General features: G+C 74.8%; 13 protein-coding genes. 2 read left to right on the plus strand and 11 right to left on the minus strand.

What is annotated here, in order from left to right:
- Positions 1-12: 12 nt before the first annotated feature.
- The 3 genes from NLX85_RS27900 to NLX85_RS27910 are packed head-to-tail and all read right to left on the minus strand — an operon-like array spanning position 13 to position 7,750.
- The gene (locus NLX85_RS27900) at positions 13-1,314 is read right to left on the minus strand and encodes a multicopper oxidase domain-containing protein (protein WP_254340069.1); all 1,302 of its coding nucleotides are present in this window, start codon (positions 1,312-1,314) and stop codon (positions 13-15) included.
- 13 nt (positions 1,315-1,327) lie between these two features.
- Positions 1,328-2,587 (minus strand): multicopper oxidase domain-containing protein, encoded by a 1,260-nt coding sequence (locus NLX85_RS27905; protein ID WP_254340071.1) that lies wholly within the window; start codon positions 2,585-2,587, stop codon positions 1,328-1,330.
- Between the two features lie 30 nt (positions 2,588-2,617).
- Entirely contained in the window at positions 2,618-7,750 is a 5,133-nt protein-coding gene (locus NLX85_RS27910) for an IPT/TIG domain-containing protein (RefSeq protein ID WP_254340073.1), read from the minus strand.
- Positions 7,751-8,011: 261 nt separating this feature from the next.
- Here NLX85_RS27910 and NLX85_RS27915 point away from each other — a divergent pair, with 261 nt between their 5' ends.
- Both NLX85_RS27915 and NLX85_RS27920 read left to right on the plus strand, forming a co-directional pair.
- Positions 8,012-8,665: a response regulator transcription factor gene (locus NLX85_RS27915; RefSeq protein WP_254340075.1), complete on the plus strand. Its 654-nt coding sequence runs from the start codon at positions 8,012-8,014 to the stop codon at positions 8,663-8,665.
- Complete coding sequence (locus NLX85_RS27920; RefSeq protein WP_254340077.1) at positions 8,646-9,707, plus strand: HAMP domain-containing sensor histidine kinase; 1,062 nt, start codon at positions 8,646-8,648, stop codon at positions 9,705-9,707. The genes NLX85_RS27915 and NLX85_RS27920 overlap by 20 nt, the downstream gene beginning before the upstream one ends.
- 51 nt (positions 9,708-9,758) lie before the next feature.
- Here the strand turns inward: NLX85_RS27920 and NLX85_RS27925 are convergent, their stop codons facing one another.
- From NLX85_RS27925 to NLX85_RS27960, 8 genes are all read right to left on the minus strand, one after another.
- The gene (locus NLX85_RS27925) at positions 9,759-10,487 is read right to left on the minus strand and encodes a polysaccharide deacetylase family protein (RefSeq protein ID WP_254340079.1); all 729 of its coding nucleotides are present in this window, start codon (positions 10,485-10,487) and stop codon (positions 9,759-9,761) included.
- Positions 10,484-11,725 (minus strand): glycosyltransferase, encoded by a 1,242-nt coding sequence (locus tag NLX85_RS27930; RefSeq protein ID WP_254340319.1) that lies wholly within the window; start codon positions 11,723-11,725, stop codon positions 10,484-10,486. The genes NLX85_RS27925 and NLX85_RS27930 overlap by 4 nt, the downstream gene beginning before the upstream one ends.
- A 40-nt stretch (positions 11,726-11,765) precedes the next feature.
- Positions 11,766-14,111, minus strand: coding sequence for a flippase-like domain-containing protein (locus NLX85_RS27935; protein ID WP_254340081.1), 2,346 nt, complete (start codon positions 14,109-14,111; stop codon positions 11,766-11,768).
- A 168-nt stretch (positions 14,112-14,279) separates the two neighbouring features.
- Positions 14,280-15,542, minus strand: a complete 1,263-nt coding sequence (locus tag NLX85_RS27940) for a D-alanyl-D-alanine carboxypeptidase family protein (protein ID WP_254340083.1) — start codon at positions 15,540-15,542, stop codon at positions 14,280-14,282.
- A gap of 69 nt (positions 15,543-15,611) precedes the next feature.
- A complete protein-coding gene (locus NLX85_RS27945; RefSeq protein ID WP_254340084.1) occupies positions 15,612-16,031 on the minus strand; it encodes a protein-tyrosine phosphatase family protein in 420 nt (139 codons plus the stop codon).
- Positions 16,032-16,134: 103 nt separating this feature from the next.
- The gene (locus NLX85_RS27950; protein ID WP_254340086.1) at positions 16,135-16,749 is read right to left on the minus strand and encodes a hypothetical protein; all 615 of its coding nucleotides are present in this window, start codon (positions 16,747-16,749) and stop codon (positions 16,135-16,137) included.
- Between the two features lie 13 nt (positions 16,750-16,762).
- The gene (locus NLX85_RS27955) at positions 16,763-18,547 is read right to left on the minus strand and encodes a DUF4012 domain-containing protein (RefSeq protein WP_254340087.1); all 1,785 of its coding nucleotides are present in this window, start codon (positions 18,545-18,547) and stop codon (positions 16,763-16,765) included.
- 127 nt (positions 18,548-18,674) lie between these two features.
- Positions 18,675-19,904: a glycosyltransferase family 4 protein gene (locus NLX85_RS27960; protein WP_254340088.1), complete on the minus strand. Its 1,230-nt coding sequence runs from the start codon at positions 19,902-19,904 to the stop codon at positions 18,675-18,677.
- Positions 19,905-19,972: the final 68 nt, after the last annotated feature.

Consider the following 19,972-nt stretch of genomic DNA (forward strand, 5'->3'; position numbering starts at 1 on the left):
TCCCCTGCCTGATCACGCCGGGCATCCGGCGGGCGGGTCGATGCGGATCAGCGTCATCATTCCGCCGAAGCTCGCCCCGTAGTTGGTGGCCTGTTCCAGCGCGTGGCTGTGCGCGACGTGGTAGTACTCGCCGCACTGGTTGTTCTGCACCACGCCGGGCGGCAGCTCGCCCGGCTCGCCACCGAGGTACGGGTTCTCCGCGAACCAGGTCTCCGGGCCGGGCCCGACGATCTGGTCCTGCAACGAGGGCAGCGGCACCGGGATCGGGTTGCCCTGCGGGTCCCAGTGCTCGGCGTCCTTCCAGATCATCAGCGTGTCGACGGTCTGCCCGGGCGCCACGTCGATGAGGAAGTTGGAGTACGACAGGTCCTGCCCGCCGGGGCCCTGCGCGGGCCGGCCGTCCCGGGCGATGAGCTGCTCGTCGCTGCCGTGCGGGTGGAACGGGTAGCTCACCGAGCCGGCGTTGAGGTAGCGGATCAGCGCCGGCTTCGGGTTGCCCACCGGGTCGTACGGGCGGATGTGGATCAGCGCCCCGTACGGCTGGGCGGGCAGCCAGTCCGCGTGGTTGGGCGCGATGGTGTCCGGCATGCTGCGCCCGTTGATGGTGAAGTAGCGGGCCTTGTAGCGGGTGAAGTCGTAGGCCCGCTTCCGCTCGACGGCGAGGTGCAGGTCCGGGTCGATCTCGCCGAGCAGGTAGAGGTACTCGCGGTCGGGGTCGAACGCCGAGTCGGCCCGGTCGTTCTCCCGCTCCGGGTGGCCGGCCGGGCGGACCACGAGGGCGCCGTAGAGGCCCATCTGCACCTGCTTCTGGGCGTCGGTGCCGGACTGGTAGAGGTAGGTGCCCGGCGGGCCGGCCGTGAAGGTGTAGGTGACCGAGCCGGTGTTGGCGGCGGCCGTGGTGGTCAGCGAGGTGAGGGTGCCGGCGGCGTCGGTCTCCGGCTGGGCCGGCTGGCCGTCGGCGAGCACCTGGACCTGGCCGGGGAAGGTGATCGAGGTGGGCTCGGGCAGGCTGTTGTGCAGCACCACGGTCACCTTCACCCCGGCGGTGACGCAGAGCGTCGGGCCGGGGAGCTGGAAGGCGCCGCCGCCGGCCGCGTAGCTCCACATGTAGATGGTGTTGCCGTCGGGCATGGCCGCGTACCCGCCGGTGGCCGTCAGGTCGAAGGCGTTGTCGCCGGCGGTGAGGCACTCCAGGCCGGCGGGCGGGCTGGCGGCCGACCGGCTCGGACCGGGGACGACGAGCACGGCGACGATGGCCGCGACGAGCGGCACCGCGCTGAGTCGCTTCCACCGGCCGCGGTCGAGACGAAGCATCGGAACCCCCATCTCAGGCGTTCGCCCGGGTCTGTGCCGGCAGGGTGCCCGGCGGCGAGACCCGGATCTCGGTCAGCTGCCCGCCCCGTCCGCCGCCGGCGTTGGCCAGCGACATCAGGTCGCGGTCGTAGAGCAGGTACGTGCCGGGGTCGGGCGCGGTGAAGATGACGTCCCGGCTCTCCCCCGGCCCGATCTGGACGGTGTTGGTCACCTGGTACTCGGCGCTGCCGTCGCGGCCGCGCAGGAGCGCGGCGTCCTTGCCGACCACCAGCAGGTCGATGCCGTCCACGGTGACGGTGTGGTTCTGGTAGCCGAGGTTGGCCAGCCGCAGCAGCACCCGTTCCCCGGCGTTGGCGGTGATCAGCGAGGAGATCGGCTGGTAGCGCAGCCGGCCGGCGGCGGCGCTCATCGGGTCGCCGTTCGGGGCGAGGGTGTCCGGGTGGCAGCGGCCGTTGAAGGCGAAGAAGGACGGCCGGTAGTCGGTCCAGTCGGTGGTCTGGATGTGCGCGTCCCGGTAGTGCGCCTCGGCCCACACCTCGGTGAGCATCAGGGCGAACTCCCGGTCGTACCGGGTGGTGCCGTCGCCGTCGTTGTAGACGTACCTCCCGGGCGGCACATCGGCGGTGCCGGCGTTCTGCGCCGGGCGGACGTAGACGATCCCGGTCATGCCCATCTGCACGTGCTCGACGTCCTCGAAATGACAGTGGTACATGTAGGTGCCGGCGTCGTGCGGGCGGTAGAAGTAGGTGAAGTCGCGGCCGATCGGCACCGAGATGGACAGCTCCGGCACGCCGTCGAAGAGCGGGATGGCGTTGCGGAAACCGTGCCAGTGCACGGTGTGCCCGTCGGTGAGGTCGGGGCGGACCGACAGGCCGAGATTGGTCAGCGTGATCCTGATGTCGGTCTCCTGGTCGAAGCCGAGCAGCGGGGCGCTGATCTGGGCCTTGCCGCGCTGGGCGGTGACCTCGGTGGCGGACAGGCCGGTGACGTCGCGGAAGCCGAAGACGTAGAGGTCGGCGCCGGGCGGGGCGAGCGGGTCGGGCCAGAACGGGCTGATCGGCGGGGCGCCCTGCGGCATGGAGACCCAGCCGTCGGTGGCCGCCAGGTGCAGGGTCGCGGTCGGGTTCGGGACCGCGCGGGGCAGCACCGCGGCCGGGCGGCGGAGCTGGGCGTCGGAGCCGCGCTCCGGCAGGACCGCCCAGGTGCCCAGACCGGTGACGCCGGCCAGCAGGGCGCGCCGGCTGATGCTCGGCTGCCGTACGGGATCGGTCACGATCTCCTCCTCGGTGGGTGGGACGGACGGTCAGGGCAGTTCGTCGGCGCCGGCGTCCGGCCGCGTGGTGCTGCGCGGCTGGCCGTCGATGTCGACCCTCGGGGCGGTGAGGGTGAAGGTGCCGTAGGTGCGGGAGGCCACGCCGAGGCCGTTGGCCGGCGAGCCGGCCCCGGCGAGGTGCCAGTCGCCCATCTGCGTGAGCGGGACCTGCTGGAGCACGATCACCGCCTGGCGGAACGACGGGAAGGTGCGCGAGGTCAGGACCTGCACCGACACCGGGAACTGGCTGCGGAACGCCGGGTCGAGGCCCACCCGGTTGGTGCTGCTGAGCGTGGTGCCGGTGGTGTCCTGGAGCACCGAGTTGGTCGGGGTCAGTGGGCCCACACCGTCGGCGGAGCCCATGTCCCAGTGCCGCACCGGCTCCCCGGCGGGTGCGTCGGCGGCCCCGATGCCGGTGACCCGGACGCCGTTCCACTCCCCGGCCCGGTTGTCCCAGAAGATGTTGTTGAACAGCTTCGGCTTGCTGAAGGTGGGCGAGCCGTCCGGGAGCGTGGCCTGGAGCTGGTCGCTGTTGGCGGTGGTGGAGAGGCCGGCGGGAGCGGCCCGGCCGTCGCTGGTGGCGGCGGTCGCCGTGGTGAGGTTGCCGGCCACCGTGTTGTTGACCATCCGGACGTCCGGGGCGTCGTCGAGCGCCACACCCGCGCCCTCGTGGGTGGAGATGTTGTCCACCACCATGTTGTTCGTCACCGAGATCGGCACGTTGCCGGCCTGGAGCAGCCGGATGCCGCCGCCGTCGTCGTTGGCGAGGTTCGCCTCCACCACGTTGGCGTCGATCTCGACGGCGCCGGAGCCGGGCGACAGCTTCGTCGGGTCCGGCGGCAGTTCCCCGGCCACCATGACGCCGCCGGCCTCGTCGTACGACTGGTTGAGCCAGATCCGGTTCGCGGCGATCCGGCCGTTGTAGGACAGGCCGTAGTGGCTGATCCCGCCGCCGTACTCGGCGGAGAAGTTGCCGCAGACGGCGTTGTGGTCCACCGAGTACGCGTTGCTGCCGGCGAAGATGCCGATCCCGCCGGCCAGGTTGGTGCCACCGTTGTCGCGGATCTGGTTGCGGGAGATGCTCACGTGGTCGTTGCTGGTGTTCAGGTACGGGGTGCCGACCCGGATCGCGCCGCCGTAGGACCCGCTGTTGGCGACGATGACGTTGTCGGTGATCCGGGTGTAGTCCGCGCCGGCGTGCAGGTAGACGCCGCCACCCTGGGTGACCACCGCGCCGGGCGCCCCGTACGGCGTCGTCACGCCGCCGGTGACGTCGTTGACGTTGCCGGCGAAGTCCGACTGGTTGCCGCCGGTGATCCGGAAGCCGTCGATCGTGACGGGGTTGCCGGCGCCGAACTGGCCCGACCGGGCCAGCACGGTCACCACCGCGCCGTCGGGCACCGACGCCGGGCCGAGGTGCGGCAGGGAGCCGACCAGGTTCAGCCAGGCGGTGCCGGTCGGGTTGTCGATGCCGAACGCCCGTCCGTCGAGGATGGACCCGGCGACCGTGGTGTCGTCGGCGTACCGGCCGCCCGGGCCGACGCCCTGGAGGCGGACCGAGGAGTGCACGACCACGTTCTCGTAGTAGGCGCCGGCGGGGTTGTCCGGCCCGGGGGTGTTCGGCCAGACCGCGACCACCGCGATGCCGCCGGCGGCGGCCGCCGCCTCCAGCGCCGACTGCACCGTGCCGTAGGTGGTCTCCCCGGTGCGGACCGCCCACGCGGGCGGCTTGACCTGGAACAGCCGCGGGTTGGCCGCGCCGCCGACGCCGGTGCCGGTGGTGGCGCCGAGGAGCTGGAAGGTGAGGCCGTTGGTGGTCGTCCGGCCGTTGGCGGCGGTCACCCGCAGCTCGGCCGGGCCGACCGAGCCGCCGGTCAGGGTGACCTCGATCCTCCGGTCGGACCAGGAGGTGACGGTCACCGTCGGGTCGGTGCCGGCGGAGTCGAGGACGACCGCGCTGCCCGGGCCGCGGGCGCCGAACCCGGTGCCGGTGATGGTGACCCGGCGGTCGGTGTCGGTGCTGCGCAGGAACGGCCGGGAGACCGCGAAGACCTGGGGAACGTCCCCGGCCGGGTCGCACTGCACCGCGCCGAGCTGGCCGGAGCCGGGTGAGATGCCGACGGCCGCGACCGCGGTGGGCGCGGTGTCGGTGACCGTGTAGAGGCCGGGCCACGCCTGGAAGTTGGTGGCGATGGTCCGGTAGCGGGGGTTGTAGTTGCCGTTGAGGTGGCCCGGCTGGCCGGGGTCGTTGCCGACGAAGCGGTACATGTTCGGGCACGGGCCGGCCGGCAGCGGGCAGTTGTAGGTGCTGGTGGACGGCTCGATGGCCTCGTACATGCCGTTGAAGTCGGTGTCCACGGTGTCCACCAGGCGGCCGGCCCAGTCGTACAGGCCGACGGGGATGTTCGGGATGCCCTCGGCCTCGCCGTAGTTGGCGCTGCGCCGGTCGTGGGTCAGCCCGAGATCGTTGATCACCAGGCCCCAGAAGTGGGTGGGCAGCGGCACCGGGGTGAACAGGTTGAAGTTGGGGGCGCTGGCCTGCCCGCCACGGACCTCGACGAGCTTGGTGTCGCAGAGCGGGCGCGGCTGGCCCTCGAACGGGCTGCCGCCGCCGTCGAGGAAGCCGGGGTCGGTGACGTGAACCGTGTGCAGCGCCCCGGCGCAGGACGAGGTGATGCCGTTGCCCTGCGACGGCGGCTCGCCCGGGTCGGGCTGCGGGTCGGGCGGCGCCGGCTGGTCGGCGGCCTGGTCGGGCGCGGGCGGGAAGTTCTCCTGGGGCAGGAAGCCGTCGCCGTCGAAGACGTTGACGTCCTCCTCACGGGTGGGCTGGTACATCGCGCCGCCGCCGACCGGGTTGTCCGGGCTCTCCACGCTGACCAGGTAGTCGTCCGGCACCAACGGCTGGGTCTGCCCGTCGGGCAGCGGCGCGTACAGCGGCAGGTCGTGGTCCGGGCCGGGGTTGGCCGGGTCACCCGGCGGGATCAGGTTGCGCGTGGAGTCGGCGAACGCGTAGTTGCCGTTGACGGTCTGCCCGAAGTTGGTCGGGTCGTTGTCGGTCGGCGCGGCCTGGAAGCCCATCATCGGGGCCTCGACGCACATCTGGTCCGCGTCCCGGCCGAAGTCCGGCAGGGCGAGCTGATCGGTGAGCGGGCGCCCGTCGAACATCCGGGCGGTGCAGCCCCGCCCCGGCTGCCAGGTCTCCGAGGTGTACGCGTCGTTGAGCTCCGGGCCCTTCCTCAGCGAGCCGTCCGTCTCGCGTACCGGGTTGCCGTCGGCGTCCCGGACGACGGCGTACAGGTGGACCTTGATGCCGGGGATGCCCGGCTGGTACGGCTCGGTGGCCGCGTTCGCCGGGTCCAGCTCGTTGCGGGTGGTGTCGTAGGTGACGGTGCCCGCGATGCCGCCGTTCTCGGCGCCCTGGTAGGGCTGCACGCCCCAGTCCACCCGGCCGGACAGCCCGATGATGGGCAGCACGTCCACGTCGACGGCCGCGCCGAGCAGGGTGGTGGGCTCGGGCTCGTTCGGCGCCTGGTAGGTGATCCCGGTCGTCTTGTAGCGGGTGTTGAACGCCTCCAGCACCAGCCACTTGGTCAGCGGGTACGCCTCCTTGATGGCGTAGTGGCCGGCGCTGTCGGTGACCACGCTGTTGGTGGCCTGGTCCATGAGGGAGTTGTCGCGTTCCTTGAGCACCACCGGGAAACGCGGCACGCCGCTCTCCCCCGGGTCCTGCCGGCCGTTGCCGTTGGTGTCGACGAAGACCGTGCCGGTGATCTCGGTGAACCAGCCGACCAGCGGCTTCGCGCCGATGTCGACGGTCTTCCCGCCGCTGACCGTGACGTTGAACGAGTCGAGCAGCATCTCCTGCGGGCCGTCCCAGAGGGTCAGCTGGTAGTCGCCGTCGGGGACGTGCGGGATCCGGAACGACCCGTCGGCGGCGCCCCGGTCCAGGTAGATCATCCGGTCGCCGTCGCCCAGGTCGGACAGGGCCACCCAGGGCCGGGCCACCGGGCCGGCGATCTTCGCGCCGGCCACCCCGTCGGCCGGCAGCGTCACGCCGCCCTGGCCGCCCACGTAGGTGTACGCCTGCACGACCGTGCCGGTGACCGCGCCGGCGGCGGTGCCGGTGAGCGGCTTCGGGGCGACGAAGCCGAAGTCGACGTACGGCACCGGCTCGCCGCCCAGGCTCTGCTCGGTGTCGTAGCCGGTGTCGGCCTCCTGCACCCAGACGTCCCAGTCGTGGCCGCCCTCCAGGGTGGTGGTCTGCACCCAGGTCTGTCCGCTCGGCGCGACCACCGAGGCGGCGTACCGGTCGGGGCCGAGGTTGGGGATGACGATGTCGCCGGCCGCGTCGCTGCGGCAGCCGGTGGACTCCCGGGCGACGACGGGCCGGCCGTCGGCGAAGACGACCTGACCGGCCGGGTGGGTGGCGTCCGGCGCGGTGTGCCGGTACTCGGTGCAGAGCGGGTTGCCGTAGTAGTCGACGGTCACCTCGCCCATCACGTCGGCCAGGTGGGCGGTGAAGCCGGCGAGCCCGCGTTCGGCGCCCACCTCGTAGGTGCCGTCGACCGGGACGCTGTCCTCGAAGATCCGGAGCCGGACCGTGCCGAGCGGCAGCGGGTACGGCTGCATGCCGACGGTCACCGCGCCGGTCCGGCCCGCGGTGACGGTGAAGTGCTCACCGTCGATCTTGTAGCCGTCGGCGGTCACCGAGATCAGGTAGCGGCCGGCGGGCAGGCCGTCCAGGGCCGTACCCGGGGAGAGGGTGTCCTGGTCGCCCTGGGCGACCACCGGGACCGCGCCCGGGGTGTTGCGGATGGACGGCCAGCGGCAGTGGTCGGCGAAGTCGGGCGCGCTGGCCACCCCGGCCCGGGCGGGCAGGCAGTGGTCGAGCCCGTCGTGCGGGTCGCCGGTGTCGTCCGCGGTGATCATCCAGCGGTAGTCGGTCACCGGGTCGCCCTGCTGGATCTGCGGCGCCGGACCGACGGTACGGGCGCTGACCACCGCCAGGGTGACGGCGCCCGTGGTCGGCTCGGCGGCGGCCGGGCCCGGTGGCACCACGAACCCGACGAGCAGCAGGCAACTGGCGGACACGAACCAGCGCGGCCAGACGGAACGACGCGGCATGCCCTCACCCCCTCGGTCAGCGGAGAACGGCCGCGTGCGGTACGCAGCCGGGCTGGTGTGCCGAGCATGGGTGGCGCCGGGGCGGCGATGACCGTTTATGACGACGCCGTCATCCGTCCGTCATCCGGCCGGCGACGCCGCGTGTCGGAACGGCGACAGCAATGCACCCCGTTCGGCTGTGGCGTGAATCAGGAGGAAGGGGCTTCATAAAGGCACCAGAAAGTCGCCGAGGTCTGTGGGGGCACGGTGGGACGAGTACTGGTGATCGAGGACGATGAACGGATCGGCCGGCTGGTCACCCGCGCGCTCGAGGGCGGTGGCCTGCTGACCGAACGCGCGGCGTCCGGGTCGGCCGGTCTGGACGCCGCGCTGCGCCGGGACTTCGACCTGGTCGTGCTGGACCTCATGCTGCCCGGCCTGGACGGTCGCCAGGTGCTGGACCGGCTGCTGGAGCAGCGGCCCGACCAGCGGGTGCTGGTGCTGTCCGCGGTGCCCGAGATCAGCACCCGGGTCGCGGTGCTGGAGGCGGGCGCGGCGGACTTCCTGGGCAAGCCGTTCGCGGTGGCCGAACTGGTGGCCCGGGTACGCGCCCGGATGCGCGGGGCGCCGGGCGGCGACGCCGCGCGGTGGCTGCGGGTCGGTCCGGTGCAACTGGACCTGCACCGGCGACGGACCACCGTGCGCGGGGTGCACGTGGACCTGCCGCTGCGGGAGTTCCTGCTGTTGCAGCACCTGATGAGCCGGGCGGGCCGGCCGTGCAGCCGGGAGGAGCTGCTGGCCGACGTGTGGGGCCTGCACTTCGACCCGGGCAGCAACGTGGTCGACGTGTCCGTCCGCCGGCTGCGGGGCCGGCTGGGCCGGCCCGACCGGATCGAGACCGTACGTGGCGTGGGTTATGCGTACGCCGCCGACTGAGCGACTGCTGGCCCTGGTGTGGATCCTCTTCGCCACGGTCAACGTGGCGTTGATGTGGTTCCTGCCCGGGCAGGAGACGGTGCCGTTCCACCTGGTCTGGATCAGCCTGGCCCTGGTCTACGGCTTCACCACCTGGCGGTTGTCCCGGATGGTGGCCGCGCTGCTCGCGGTGACCACCACCACGGGGGTGATCCTGGCCCACCACGCGGCGGCCGGCGAGATCCGCTGGGAGGAGACCGCCGAGGAGCCGCTGATGGCGACGATCTTCATCGTGATGGCCTGGCACGTGCACCGCCGGCACGTGCTGTTGCAGGAGATGCGCCGCATCGGCGCCGCCGAGCGGGACCGGGCGCACCGGCAGGAACTGCTGGTGCGGCTCGCCTCGCACGAGCTGCGGACGCCGCTGACCATCGCCCGCGGCTACACCGAGCTGCTGCGCAGCACCCATGACGATCCGACCACTGTGGAGGACACCGCGGTGGTCCTGGACGAGCTGGACAAGGCGACCCGGATCGCGCACCGGCTGGTCACCCTGATGCAGCTGGAGGAGCAGCACCCGGTCCGTCCGGTCGACCTGGACGCCGAGCTCGCCCGGATCGCGCGACGCTGGGAGCCCGCGGCGGACCGGGACTGGGCCTGCCGGTCCGCGATCGGGTTGACCCGGGTCAACCCGGAGCGGCTGGAGACCGCGCTGGACTGCCTGATCGAGAACGCGGTGAAGTTCACCGGCCCCGGGGACCGGATCGCGCTGCGGGGCCACCGGGACGCCACCGGGTGGACGGTGGAGGTGGTCGACTCGGGGACGGGCATCCGGCCGGAGGCGGTCGCCGACCTGCTCGCCGGGCGGCCGGGGCGCCCGACCGCCACCGGCACCGGGCTCGGCCTGGCCAGCGTGCGGGCGGTGGTCGGTGCGCTCGGCGGCCGGCTCGTCATCGGCGCCGGACCGGACGGGGGCGCCCGGGTCGGGCTGCGGGTGCCCGAACCGGGCCCGGCCCGCCCCGAGCCGGTCCACCCGGCGTCCGCCGGGCAGCCGGTCGCCTGACCACCGGCCGTCCCGGTCGGGACGGGCGGGCGCCGGCCGGCGTCGTGGACGTCAGCGGGGCGGGTCCCGGTGCGCGCCGAGCGGCCCGACCGCCCAACCCTGGCGGCGGCACTCGGCGAGCAGCCGGGGCAGGGCGGCCAGGCCGGCCCGCCAGGCTCCCGGCGCGCCGGCGCAGGACGAGTCGTGCAGCAGGATGGTGCCCCCGCCCGCCAGGCCGGACCGGACCGTCCCGTACACCGAGTCGGCGGTGGCCGAGCGGGTCCAGTCCCGCCCCCAGCAGCTCCACAGCACCGGCTCCAGTTCGAGCCGCCTGGCGGCCAGCACGGTGGCGCCGGTCAGCACCCCGTACGGCGGGCGCAGGAAGCGGGGCCTCCGTCCGGTCACGGCGGTGATCAGCGACCGGGTACGCGCCAGCTCGCGTACGGTCGCCACCGGTCCACGCAGCAGCAGGTTGTCGTGCCGCCAGCCGTGCACGGCCACCTCGTGACCGGCGGCGACGATCTCCCGTCCGAGGTCGGGGGCCCGGTGCAGCATCCCGCCGAGCAGGAAGAAGGTGGCCCGGACCCGGTGCGCGGCCAGCACCTCCAGGAACCGTGGGGTCGACTCCGGATCGGGGCCGTCGTCGAAGGTGAGCGCGACCCGGTCCGGCGGGCCGAGGCCGTGGAGGCGAGGGAGGAACCGGCGCCGGACGGCGGGCAGCGCGGTGAGGGCGGGCGCCAGGTGCAGCACCGGGAGCGCCACGGCGACGGCCCGGCCGGCCCGTACCGCCCCGCCGGTCATCGCGGGCCGCCGGTGGCCTGGAGCAGCGCGGCCACCACCGCCACGGCGTCGCCGACCGAGTCGACGAGGGCCCGGCGACCGCGCCCCTCGACGCCCGCGCTGCCGGCCCGGCCGGCCACCTCGGCCACCACACCCGCCGGATCGGCGGTCGGGCCGGCGAGGTCGGGTTCCGCCGGGTGGCCGGCCGCCGCCGGCCCGGGGTGGGACCTCGGCTCGCCGTCGCGGTCCGGCCGCTCACCGTCCCCCTCGCCGAACAGGGCGGCCAGCACCGGTCCGAGCTGGTCCGGCCCGGGCACCCACCGGGTGAGGCCGGTCCGGGCCAGGATCGTGGCGTTCGCCCGCCCGTGCCCCGGGATCGGCCGGTACGTCACCACCGGCACCGCGCACGCCAGCGCCTCCTGGCAGGTCAGGCCACCCGCGTTCTCCACCACCACGTCCACCGCGCGCATCAGCGCCGGCATGTCCTCCACCCAGCCGAAGACGTGCTCGCCGCCGCGCAGCCGCTGGTACAGCTCCTCGTTCCGGCCGCACACCACCACGGGGCGCACGTGCCCGGTGGCCCGCACCTCGGCCACCGTGGCCGCGACGTCACCGGCGCCCCAGGCGCCCGCCACGATCAGCGCCAGCCGCTCGTCCGGCGGCAGGCCGAAACGCTGCCGGGCCTTTCGCCGGTCGACCGCCGACGAGGTGGCGAAGGCCGCGGGCACCAGGGGACGGACCACCGTGACCTCGACGTCGTCGACCGCCCCGGACGGTTGCACCTCGGCGTGCCGCACCGCGCAGTAGACGTCGACGCCCGGGGCCAGCCAGGTCGGATGGACGACGAGATCGGTGACGTAGCTGACGACCGGGACGGCCAGCCGCCCCTGCCGGCGCAGCGGCCCGAGGAGCTGGTTGGCGAACGGATAGGTCGTCACGACCGCCCGGGTGTCCGGCGGGATGGCGCGACGCATCCGGCGGCGAACGGGTCGGAGCAGCGATCGGAGCACCGAAGCGGACACGCGGGACCGGCCGGTGAGCCGGAAGAGCACGTCGTAGCCCCACGGCAGCCACCGCAGGAGGCCCCGGTAGGCATCCCGGACCACCCAGCGCGCGGCGACCGGCAGCACCTCCAGGAGGTTCAGCCGGTCCACCACGAGGCCCCGGCCGCGCAGCCGCCGGGCCAGCTCGGCGGCGGCCGCGTCGTGCCCGGCGCCGATGTCCGCGGAGACCACCAGGATCCGTCCGGGCCCCTCCATGTCGCGGCGCATACCCACGGCCACGCCGTCCACGCCGCGATCACACGGCCTCGCGGCGGACGAGCAGGCGCAACGCCGCGTAACCGGGCAGCACCGGCAGCCAGAACGTGGCGAGCCGGTAGACCAGCACCCCGGCGACGGCGGTGTCCACCGCGACGCCGTAGAGCAGCAGACCGGAGACCAGGGCGGCCTCGGTGGCGCCCAACCCGCCCGGGGTCGGCGCGGCCGTCGACACCCCCTCCCCCACCACGCACACCAGCACCACCGGCGCGACCAGCGCCGGGTCGGTCGGCAGGCCGACGGCGAGCAGCGCCAGGTACAGCGCTGCCCCGTAGGCGATGGTGAGCGCCACGCTCACGGTCAGCAGCGGCAGGATCCGGCCGCCGCGGACCAGCGCGCGCAGGGCGTCCGCGGCCTGCCGCCGGGCCGCCCGCAGCCAGGCCCGCCACCGTGGTACGGCGAAGGCCACGGCGACGACCAGCAGCGCGCCGAGCACGATCAGCAGCACCGTCAGGCCCCGCCCGGTGGCGGCGTTCATCAGGTGCCGCCGGGTGCCCCGGGCGAACGGCAGCAGGACCGGCAGCAGGAGCAGGACACCGAGCACGCCGGCGACCCGGTCCACGGCGACCGCGGTCGCCGCCGCCGGTACCGGCAGGCCCTGCCGGCGCAGGTAACGGATGCTCAGCGCGGCGCCGCCGAGCGCGCCCGGCGCGAGCCGGTTGACGAACGAGGCGGCCACCTGGACCGCGATCGTCCGGCCGAGCGGCACCCCCCCGGCGGCGGCGAGCCGCAGCGCCATCGCGCTCAGCAGGTAGGTGGCGGCCGAGGCGAGCAACGCCCCGGCCACCGCGAGCGGGGCGGCGTGGACCACCGCGTGCAGGGCGGCGCGTACCTGGCCGATCTGCGGCAGTAGGAAGTGCACCAGCAGGCCGAGCATGACGAGCAGGAACACGTCCCGGCGGGTGATCCGGACGACCCGGGCGAGGCGGTCGGGCCGGTCGGGGCAACGGCGGGCGATCTCCTCGTGCAGGTCGTCGAGCAGGCCGGGCCGGCGGTCGGCGAGCGCCCGGCCGGCGCGGGACAGCAGCGCCGGCTGGAGCCACGGCAGGCTGTCCGCCACCGCGCCCGCGCCGAGCTGCCCGACGGCGGCCGCCACCGCCGGCCGTACGCCGGCCAGCCCCGCCAGCGTGACCAGAAGCTCCACGAGGTCGCGGGCCTGCTGGTCGGCGGACGCCTCGTCGGTGCCGAAGCCCAGGTCGACCAGCCAGGCGGTGGAGTCCACGACCAGCACGTTGGCCGCCCGCAGGTCCCGGTGGGCCAGCCCGGCCCGGTGCAGGCGGGCCACCTGCCGGCAGACGTCGTCGAGCAGGTCGGGGCCGAGTTCGGCCGGGTCCAGCGCGTCGAGCGGCCGGCCCGGCACGAACTCCTCCACCAGCAGCGCGTCCCCGGCCGGGTCGGTGGCGGTGGTGACCAGGCGCGGCGTCCGTACCCCGGCCCGCTCCGCGCGCAGCAGGAGGTACGCCTCGTGCTCGCTCTTCTGCTTCGCGGTCACGTACGGCGGTTCGTCGACGATGCCGCGGTAGCGCAGCCGGCGGTAGAGCTTGTAGAGCCAGTCGGCGTCCCGCTGGCTGCCCCCGGTGACCTTGACGAAGAGGCACCGGCCGTCCTCGGTGGTGACCCGCAACGGTCGGGAGCCCCGGGCGTCGCCCCGGACCGGGGTCAGCTCGACCGCCTCGATGCCGCGGCCGAGGAGCACCTGCCGCAGCCGCCCCACCGTGCCGCCCGGCCCCACGTCACCCACGACCACCCGGGTGAGGCTCGCCATGAACCAGCCGACCAGGAACCCACCCAGCACGTCGACCGGCAGGTGGGCGCCCACGTAGACCCGGGCGGTCCCGACGGCGGCCACCGCGAGCCAGGCGAGCGGGCGGACCCGCCGGGGCAGCACCGGGGCGAGGACCGCCACGAGTGCGGTCGCCACCGCCATGTGCCCGGACGGGTAGCCGTACCGCCCGGTGACGGTCTCGTGCAACCGGATGTCGGCCAGGAAGGCGGCCGGCCGGGCCCGGCCCACCACGAGCTTGGCCAGTCCGGCCCCCCAGTAGGCCAGGTTCCCGGCGAGCAGCAGGTCGCGGGCGAGCCGCCACTGCCGGGCCGCCGCCGCGACCGCCGCCGCGACCAGGATCGCCGGGTACGCCCCGAGCTGCATGACCGGCACCAGCACCGGGCCGACCGGGCCGGGGACCTGGTTGACCAGCGTGAACAGGTCCCGCTCCCAGGGGCCCGGCGACCGGTGCCGCGCCCAGGAGCTGACCAGCGTGAACAGTCCCCCCGACAGGACCAGGCCGAGGACCAGCGCCGGTGACGGACGGTGGGTCCGGGGCATCGCTGGCGTCAGCGGATGGCGGGCGGGCGACCGGCGGCCGGGCGCGCGGCCGGGTCCGTCGTCCTGACGGCTGCCCCGGTGTCGCACATGGGACGACCATATGGTCGCCCGTGGCCGGTGCGGGCGGCAACGCCGCGATCCGCCCCGCCGGGCGGACCCGGTCGCGGGTCAGGCGCGGCGGCGGCCGGCTCGGCGGGACCGGCCGCGGCGGGCGGCCAGCACCGCCGCCAGCCCGCCGACAACCAGGGCGAGCAGGCCGGCGATGGGCACGATGACGCGCCAGTCGCCGTCGGCCATCCGGCGTAGCGCGGTCCCGGCCGGCCCGCGCCACTGCGCGGGCGGCGTCGGGCGGACCGCCGCCGGGGAGCCGCTGGGGGCGGTCCGCTCGGCGTCCAGTTCGCCGGGCTCGACCAGCCGGCCGACCGAGGCGTCCCGGGGCAGCGAGAAGCCCCAGTCGAGCAGCTGGGCGCCCTGCTGCCAGCCGCGTACCGGGCGGGCCTCGGCGCCGAGCAGGGTGACCACGAGCCGTCGGCCCCCGCGCTGGGCGGCGCCGACGTAGCTGTGCCGGGCCAGCTCGGTGAAGCCGGTCTTGCCGCCGAGCGCGCCGGGGTAGCGGTAGATCAGCTGGTTCTCGTTCTGGATCTGGAAACCGCCGGCCTTGAGCGCGGGCTGGGCCGGGATCTGGGCCCGCTCGGTGAGCGCGTAGCGGCGGAACCGCGCGTCGGCGAAGCAGGCGCGGGCGATCAGCGCCAGGTCGTACGCGCTGGTGAACTGACCGGGACCGTCCAGCCCGGAGGGGGTCACCGCGTGGGTCTGCAGGGCGCCCAGCCGGTGCGCCTCGGCGTTCATCCGGGCCACGCCGGCGCGGGCGCTGCCGGCGCCGAGCCGGGCCAGCATGTTCGCCGCGTCGTTGCCGGACTGGAGCAGCAACCCCAACCAGAGCGTCTCCACCGGGTAGCGGCCGCCGACGAGGAGGCCGACGGCCGAGCTGCCCCGCTCGATGTCCAGGTCGGCCCGGGTCGCGGTGGCCACCTGCTTCGGGTCGATGCGGTTCAGGAGGGTGGCGGCCAGCAGCAGCTTCTGGGTGCTCGCCGGGGTGCCGTACTCGTGCGGGCCGCAGGCGCCGAGCACGGCGCCGGTGTCCAGGTCGGCGACCAGCCAGGTGGTGGCCGTGACGGCCGGCGGCGCCGGGCTGCCGGGTGGGGTCGTCAGGCCCTCGGTGGCCAGCGCGTCCCCGCCGACGGCCCGCTGCTCGGGCACCGACGGCGGCGGGGTGGGCCGGGGCGGCCGGGTCGCCTTCGGCGCCGGCAGTCGGGGGCAGGGCACCGCCGCCCCGGCGGCGGTCACCGGCGGCGCGGCGTCCGCCGGGGCCGGGGCCCCGGTGACGAGCAGGGCGACGACGGTGGTGGCGGCCAGGACCCGGGCTCTCATGGAGAGGCACCCTACCCAGCCCCGTTCCGGGGCCGTCGCGGCTCACCCCGCGGACCGTGCCGTGGCGGCTCAGCCGACCCCGCGCAGCCACCGGCGCTGCCACGGGGTCTCCACCGCCCGCGGGTGGTAGCGCGCGCGGACCCAGGCCACCGCCTGCGCGGGATCGAGGCCGTCCAGGACGGCCAGCGCGGCGAGGGCGGTGCCGGTACGGCCGACGCCGCCGTGGCAGGCGACCTCGACCCGCTCCCCCGCGTACGCCCGGCGCCGCGCCTCCCGCAGCGCGTCGAGCGCGTCGGCGCGATCGAGCGGCAGCCAGAAGTCGGGCCAGCGGATCCGGCGGGCCGGCCAGGCGGGCGCCGGGCCGGGCGCCAGCAGCAGGGCGAAGTCGGCGGGCGAGGCCGCCGCGGCGACCCGCCGCCCGCGTACGGTGGCGCCCCCGGGCAACGCCAGCAGTCCGGTCCGGTCCGTCCACGGCCGCGTCGCGTCCATCCGGTCATTGTGCGGTCCCGGCGTGTGCCGACGCGAAGGTGCCCGCCGGAATCCGGCGGGCACCTTCGGAGATCGGTCCGGGCCCTGCCCGGCGCGCCTCGGCTCAGCGGGAACCGATCCCGAAGCGGCCGCGCCGGCGCCAGGCCAGGGAGAGCAGCACCAGCACCGCGCCGGCGCCGGCCAGGCCGCCGCCGAGCTTCAGCGGCGTGCCGATGCTGTCACCGGTCACCGGCAGGTTGCCGCCGCCCTGCGGCGGCCGGCCCGGCCGCTGCGGCAGGACGATGCCCGTGGCACTGTCCTCCTCCGTCCCCTGGGTGGCGGTGAAGACGTGCCGCCCGGTCCGGGTGGGCTTGTAGGTGGCGGTGAAGTCGCCCTCGGCGTCCGCGGTCACGGTGAACGTGGTCGGCGCCGACTGCGGCTGCTGGTAGGCCACCGCGGCCATCGCAACGACGCTGCCGTCGCTCCGGCGGACCGACCCCGCGGGTGCCGCGTTGGGGTTGCCGGTGATCGTCACGTTGATCGTGACCGTCCCGGGCGCGAAGCCTTCGCCCTCCAGGGTGAAGGTCTCACCGAGTCGGATGGTCGTCGGCGAGACGGTGAGCGACGCCGGCGTCGGCGCGTACACGGGTGGCTGCGGCTGTGCCGCGCCGGCCGCCGTCGGCACGGCCGCCACGGCCAGGCCGACCGTGAGCGCCATGAAGATGCGGGATAGCCGCATGATGGATTCCCTCCTACTGATCACAGCTTGGTGCGGAAACAACTTGGGTGGTCCATGGGGTGACGGTGGGTGTGAGCACCAGCTCGGCCGTGCCGGCGCTCGTCTTGCCGGTGAGCAGGGTGACGTCGAGAGTCCGGGTACGACCCGGCTTGACCTCCACGTTCGCCACGGTCACCTGGCGACTACCGGCGGTCCCGCTGCCCATCGCGGTGTCCCGCCCGTCCAGCCGGCCGCCGAGCACCGCCCCGCCGGTCGGGCTGTACACCGACACCAGGGTGCGGGCGGTGTACGGATCGCCGGAGAGCGCGAGGCCGGTGACCGACTCGGCCAGGCCCGACTTCGGGGCGGTGGAGTGGACCGTGACCCGGAGCCGCAGCTCCCGCCGCCCGTCCGGTTGGCAGTCGCCGACCGTCACGGTTGCCGAGAACCTCAGGTAGTAGCCGAGCTTCGCGCCGCTGCCGTCGTTGAGGAACACGCCGACAGCGGGCACGGTGTCCTTCTCGCGGAGCTTCCCGGCCAGCCGGCTGTCGCCGAGGACGCGCTGCTCCGTGGGGTGGACACTCCAGAACAATATCCGTCGTTCGGTGATAGAACGGTTGAAAACGGTCAAAAGCGCCCGAGGATTTACCGCCTTGGTGAAGAGCGCGTCGAACACGGCCGAGGCGGCCTGCGCGAAGTAGGCGTCCTGCGCCTTGTTGTCGAGCATCCGGTAGGTGTCGCTGAGCAGCGTCCGGACCACGCTGCTGCCCGCCAGGCCCGGACGGCCCGGCACGGCGACCGGCCCGAGCACGCCGAGCAGGTACGACAGCACCAGCGGGTCGACCGCGAGCACGCCGTCCACCGCCGTGCCGGTGCGCCGGCGGACCATCTCCCGGTAGAGCGCCGCCGCGGTCGGGAAGTCCGGGCTGAGGTTGACGTCCGCCGGATACGTTCCGGGCAGGTCCTTCCAGAGGCTCCGCAGCTCCTGGTTCACCTTCAGCGGCGGCGTGAACCTCCCCAGGCTGCTCGCGCTGTTCTGGCCGGACATCCGGATCCGGCCGCCCTCGGCCCGCACCACTGCGTAGGCGCCGAACATGCCGCCGGTGGCGCGCAACTCGGCCGGGTTCTGGGAGACCACCAGATAACTGCGGGGACCGTCGGCGCCGAGCAGCGCCGGCAGCAGCCGGGCGCCCTGGTCCGCGGCGGCGGTGAGCTCCCCCAGCCGGTCCAGTTCGGTCCGCAACCCGGCGACGGCCTCCCGGACCTGCCCGACCAGGTCGTCGGTGGACACGGCGCGCAGGCGCTCACCGTTCCGCCGCACCGCCCGGTCGGCGACGGCGAGCTCGGCCGACGCGCCGCGCAGCCGGCCCAGGTCGAGCTTTCCCTCCTTCGGCACCAGCGAGGCGAGGTCGACCCGGAGCAGGGTGGGGAAGGCGAGCCGGGCCAGGTCGTCCACGGCCACCGCGATCTGGCGCACGGCGGCCAGGTCGTCGCCCGCGTACGGGGCCTGCTGGCCGAGCCACCAGGCCGGGTCGCCGGTGGCGCCGCGGGCGGCGGCGGCCTGCTCCTGCAGCGCGGCGAGGGTGCGCTGGGCGCGGGCCACGTCGCCGCCGACCACCTGCGTGCTGAGCTCCTGGGCCAGCCCGGCCGCGTTGAGCAGGTGCGCCCGGGCCTGCCAGCCGCGGAACCCGACCCACCCACCGCCGGCCAGCAGCACCGAGACGACGACCAGTCCGACGAGCAGGACCCGGCGTACGCGGGCCCGGCTGCGGCGCCGGGAGCGCCGCCGCCGACGGGGCGACCCACCGCTTTCCGTCACACCACACTCCTCGGGTCGAAACCGGACACCAATGACGTTCGATCGCTTTCTAGCACGAACTTCCACGAGTTCGTGGCGTTATAGCGCGCTTCATCGTGGTGTGGCGGTTTCGTGAGGTTCGCTCCGGTCAGCGACGGGTGTCGGCAGCGCGTGCCGAGACCTCGTGCAGCAGCCGCTCGATCCGGTCGACGCCGGCCCGCAGCGACATCTCCCGCAGGTAGGCGTCCCGCCCCCGGCGGCCCATGTCCACGCGGGCCGGCGGTGGGATCGCCGAGGCGAGCCAGAACCGGTCCGCCAGCGCGGCCCAGTCCTCCGGCGGGCAGGACAGGCCCGCCCGCGCGCGTTCCACCAGCGCCACCGTGTCACCGCCGGCCGAGGCGACCACCGGGGCGGCGCAGGAGAGCGCGGCCTGGAGCTTGCCGGGCACCATGCCCCGCAGCTCCGGGAGGTCACGCAGCATGACGAGCTGGTAGTCGGCCGCCGCGTACAGCTCCGGCATGTCCAACGGGGACCGCCGGTCGACGAACCGGACGTTGTCGGCCCCCAGCTCGGCGGCGAGCCCCCGCACCCGCCGCTCCTCGGCTCCCGAGCCGACCAGGACCAGGTCCATCCGGTCGTCCAGCGTGGCCGCCGCGCGCACCGCGGTCTCCAGCCCCTGCCGTACGCCGATCGTTCCGGCGTGCATCACCACACAGCGGTCGTCCCGGCGGATCAGCCGCCGGGCCGCCCGGCTGGGCTCGGTCGGGCGGAAGATCCGCTCGTCGGTCCAGTTCAGCACCACCCGCACCCGGTCCGGGTCGGCGCCGCCGTCGACCACCAGGTCGCGCATGGACGGTGCGGTGACCGCGACGGCGCCCGCCTCCTGGTAGATCCGGCGCAGGGTGGCGTCCAGCCGGCCGGACCACCGGCGGGCCTCCCCCGCCCGGTCCCGCTCCTCCTCCGGCCAGACGTCCTGCACGTGCAGCACGGTCGGCACCCGGCCGAGCAGCCGCAGCAGGCCGGCCGCGGCGAAGGTGACCGCCGGGAGCTGGAAGACGTACAGGGCGTCGACGTCGCCGAGGTAGCGCCGGCCGGTCAGCGCCACGCTGCCGGCGAAGGAGAGCCAGCTGGCCATGCGCGACTTGGCGGAGCCGTCACCGCCGGCGTACCGGGGCACCCGGCGGACGGTCAGCCGCTCACTGTGCGTCTGGTGCCGCCAGCGCTGCCGCCAGCCCGGGTAGACGTGCCCGCCCGGGTAGTCCGGGAAGCCGGTGAGCACCCGCACCTCGTGGCCGCGGGAGGCCAGCTCCTCGGCCAGGCTGCCCGGGATGAACGCGGGCTCCGGCGGGAAGTGGTACGACAGGATGCCGATCTTCATGGCCGCGCTCCCGGCGCGGCTTCCCGGCACGCGCGCCCCGGCACCCCGTACGATGCCGGCATCCCCTC

It is taken from the genome of Micromonospora sp. A3M-1-15 (assembly GCF_024213425.1).
Classification (GTDB): Bacteria; Actinomycetota; Actinomycetes; order Mycobacteriales; family Micromonosporaceae; genus Micromonospora; species Micromonospora chersina.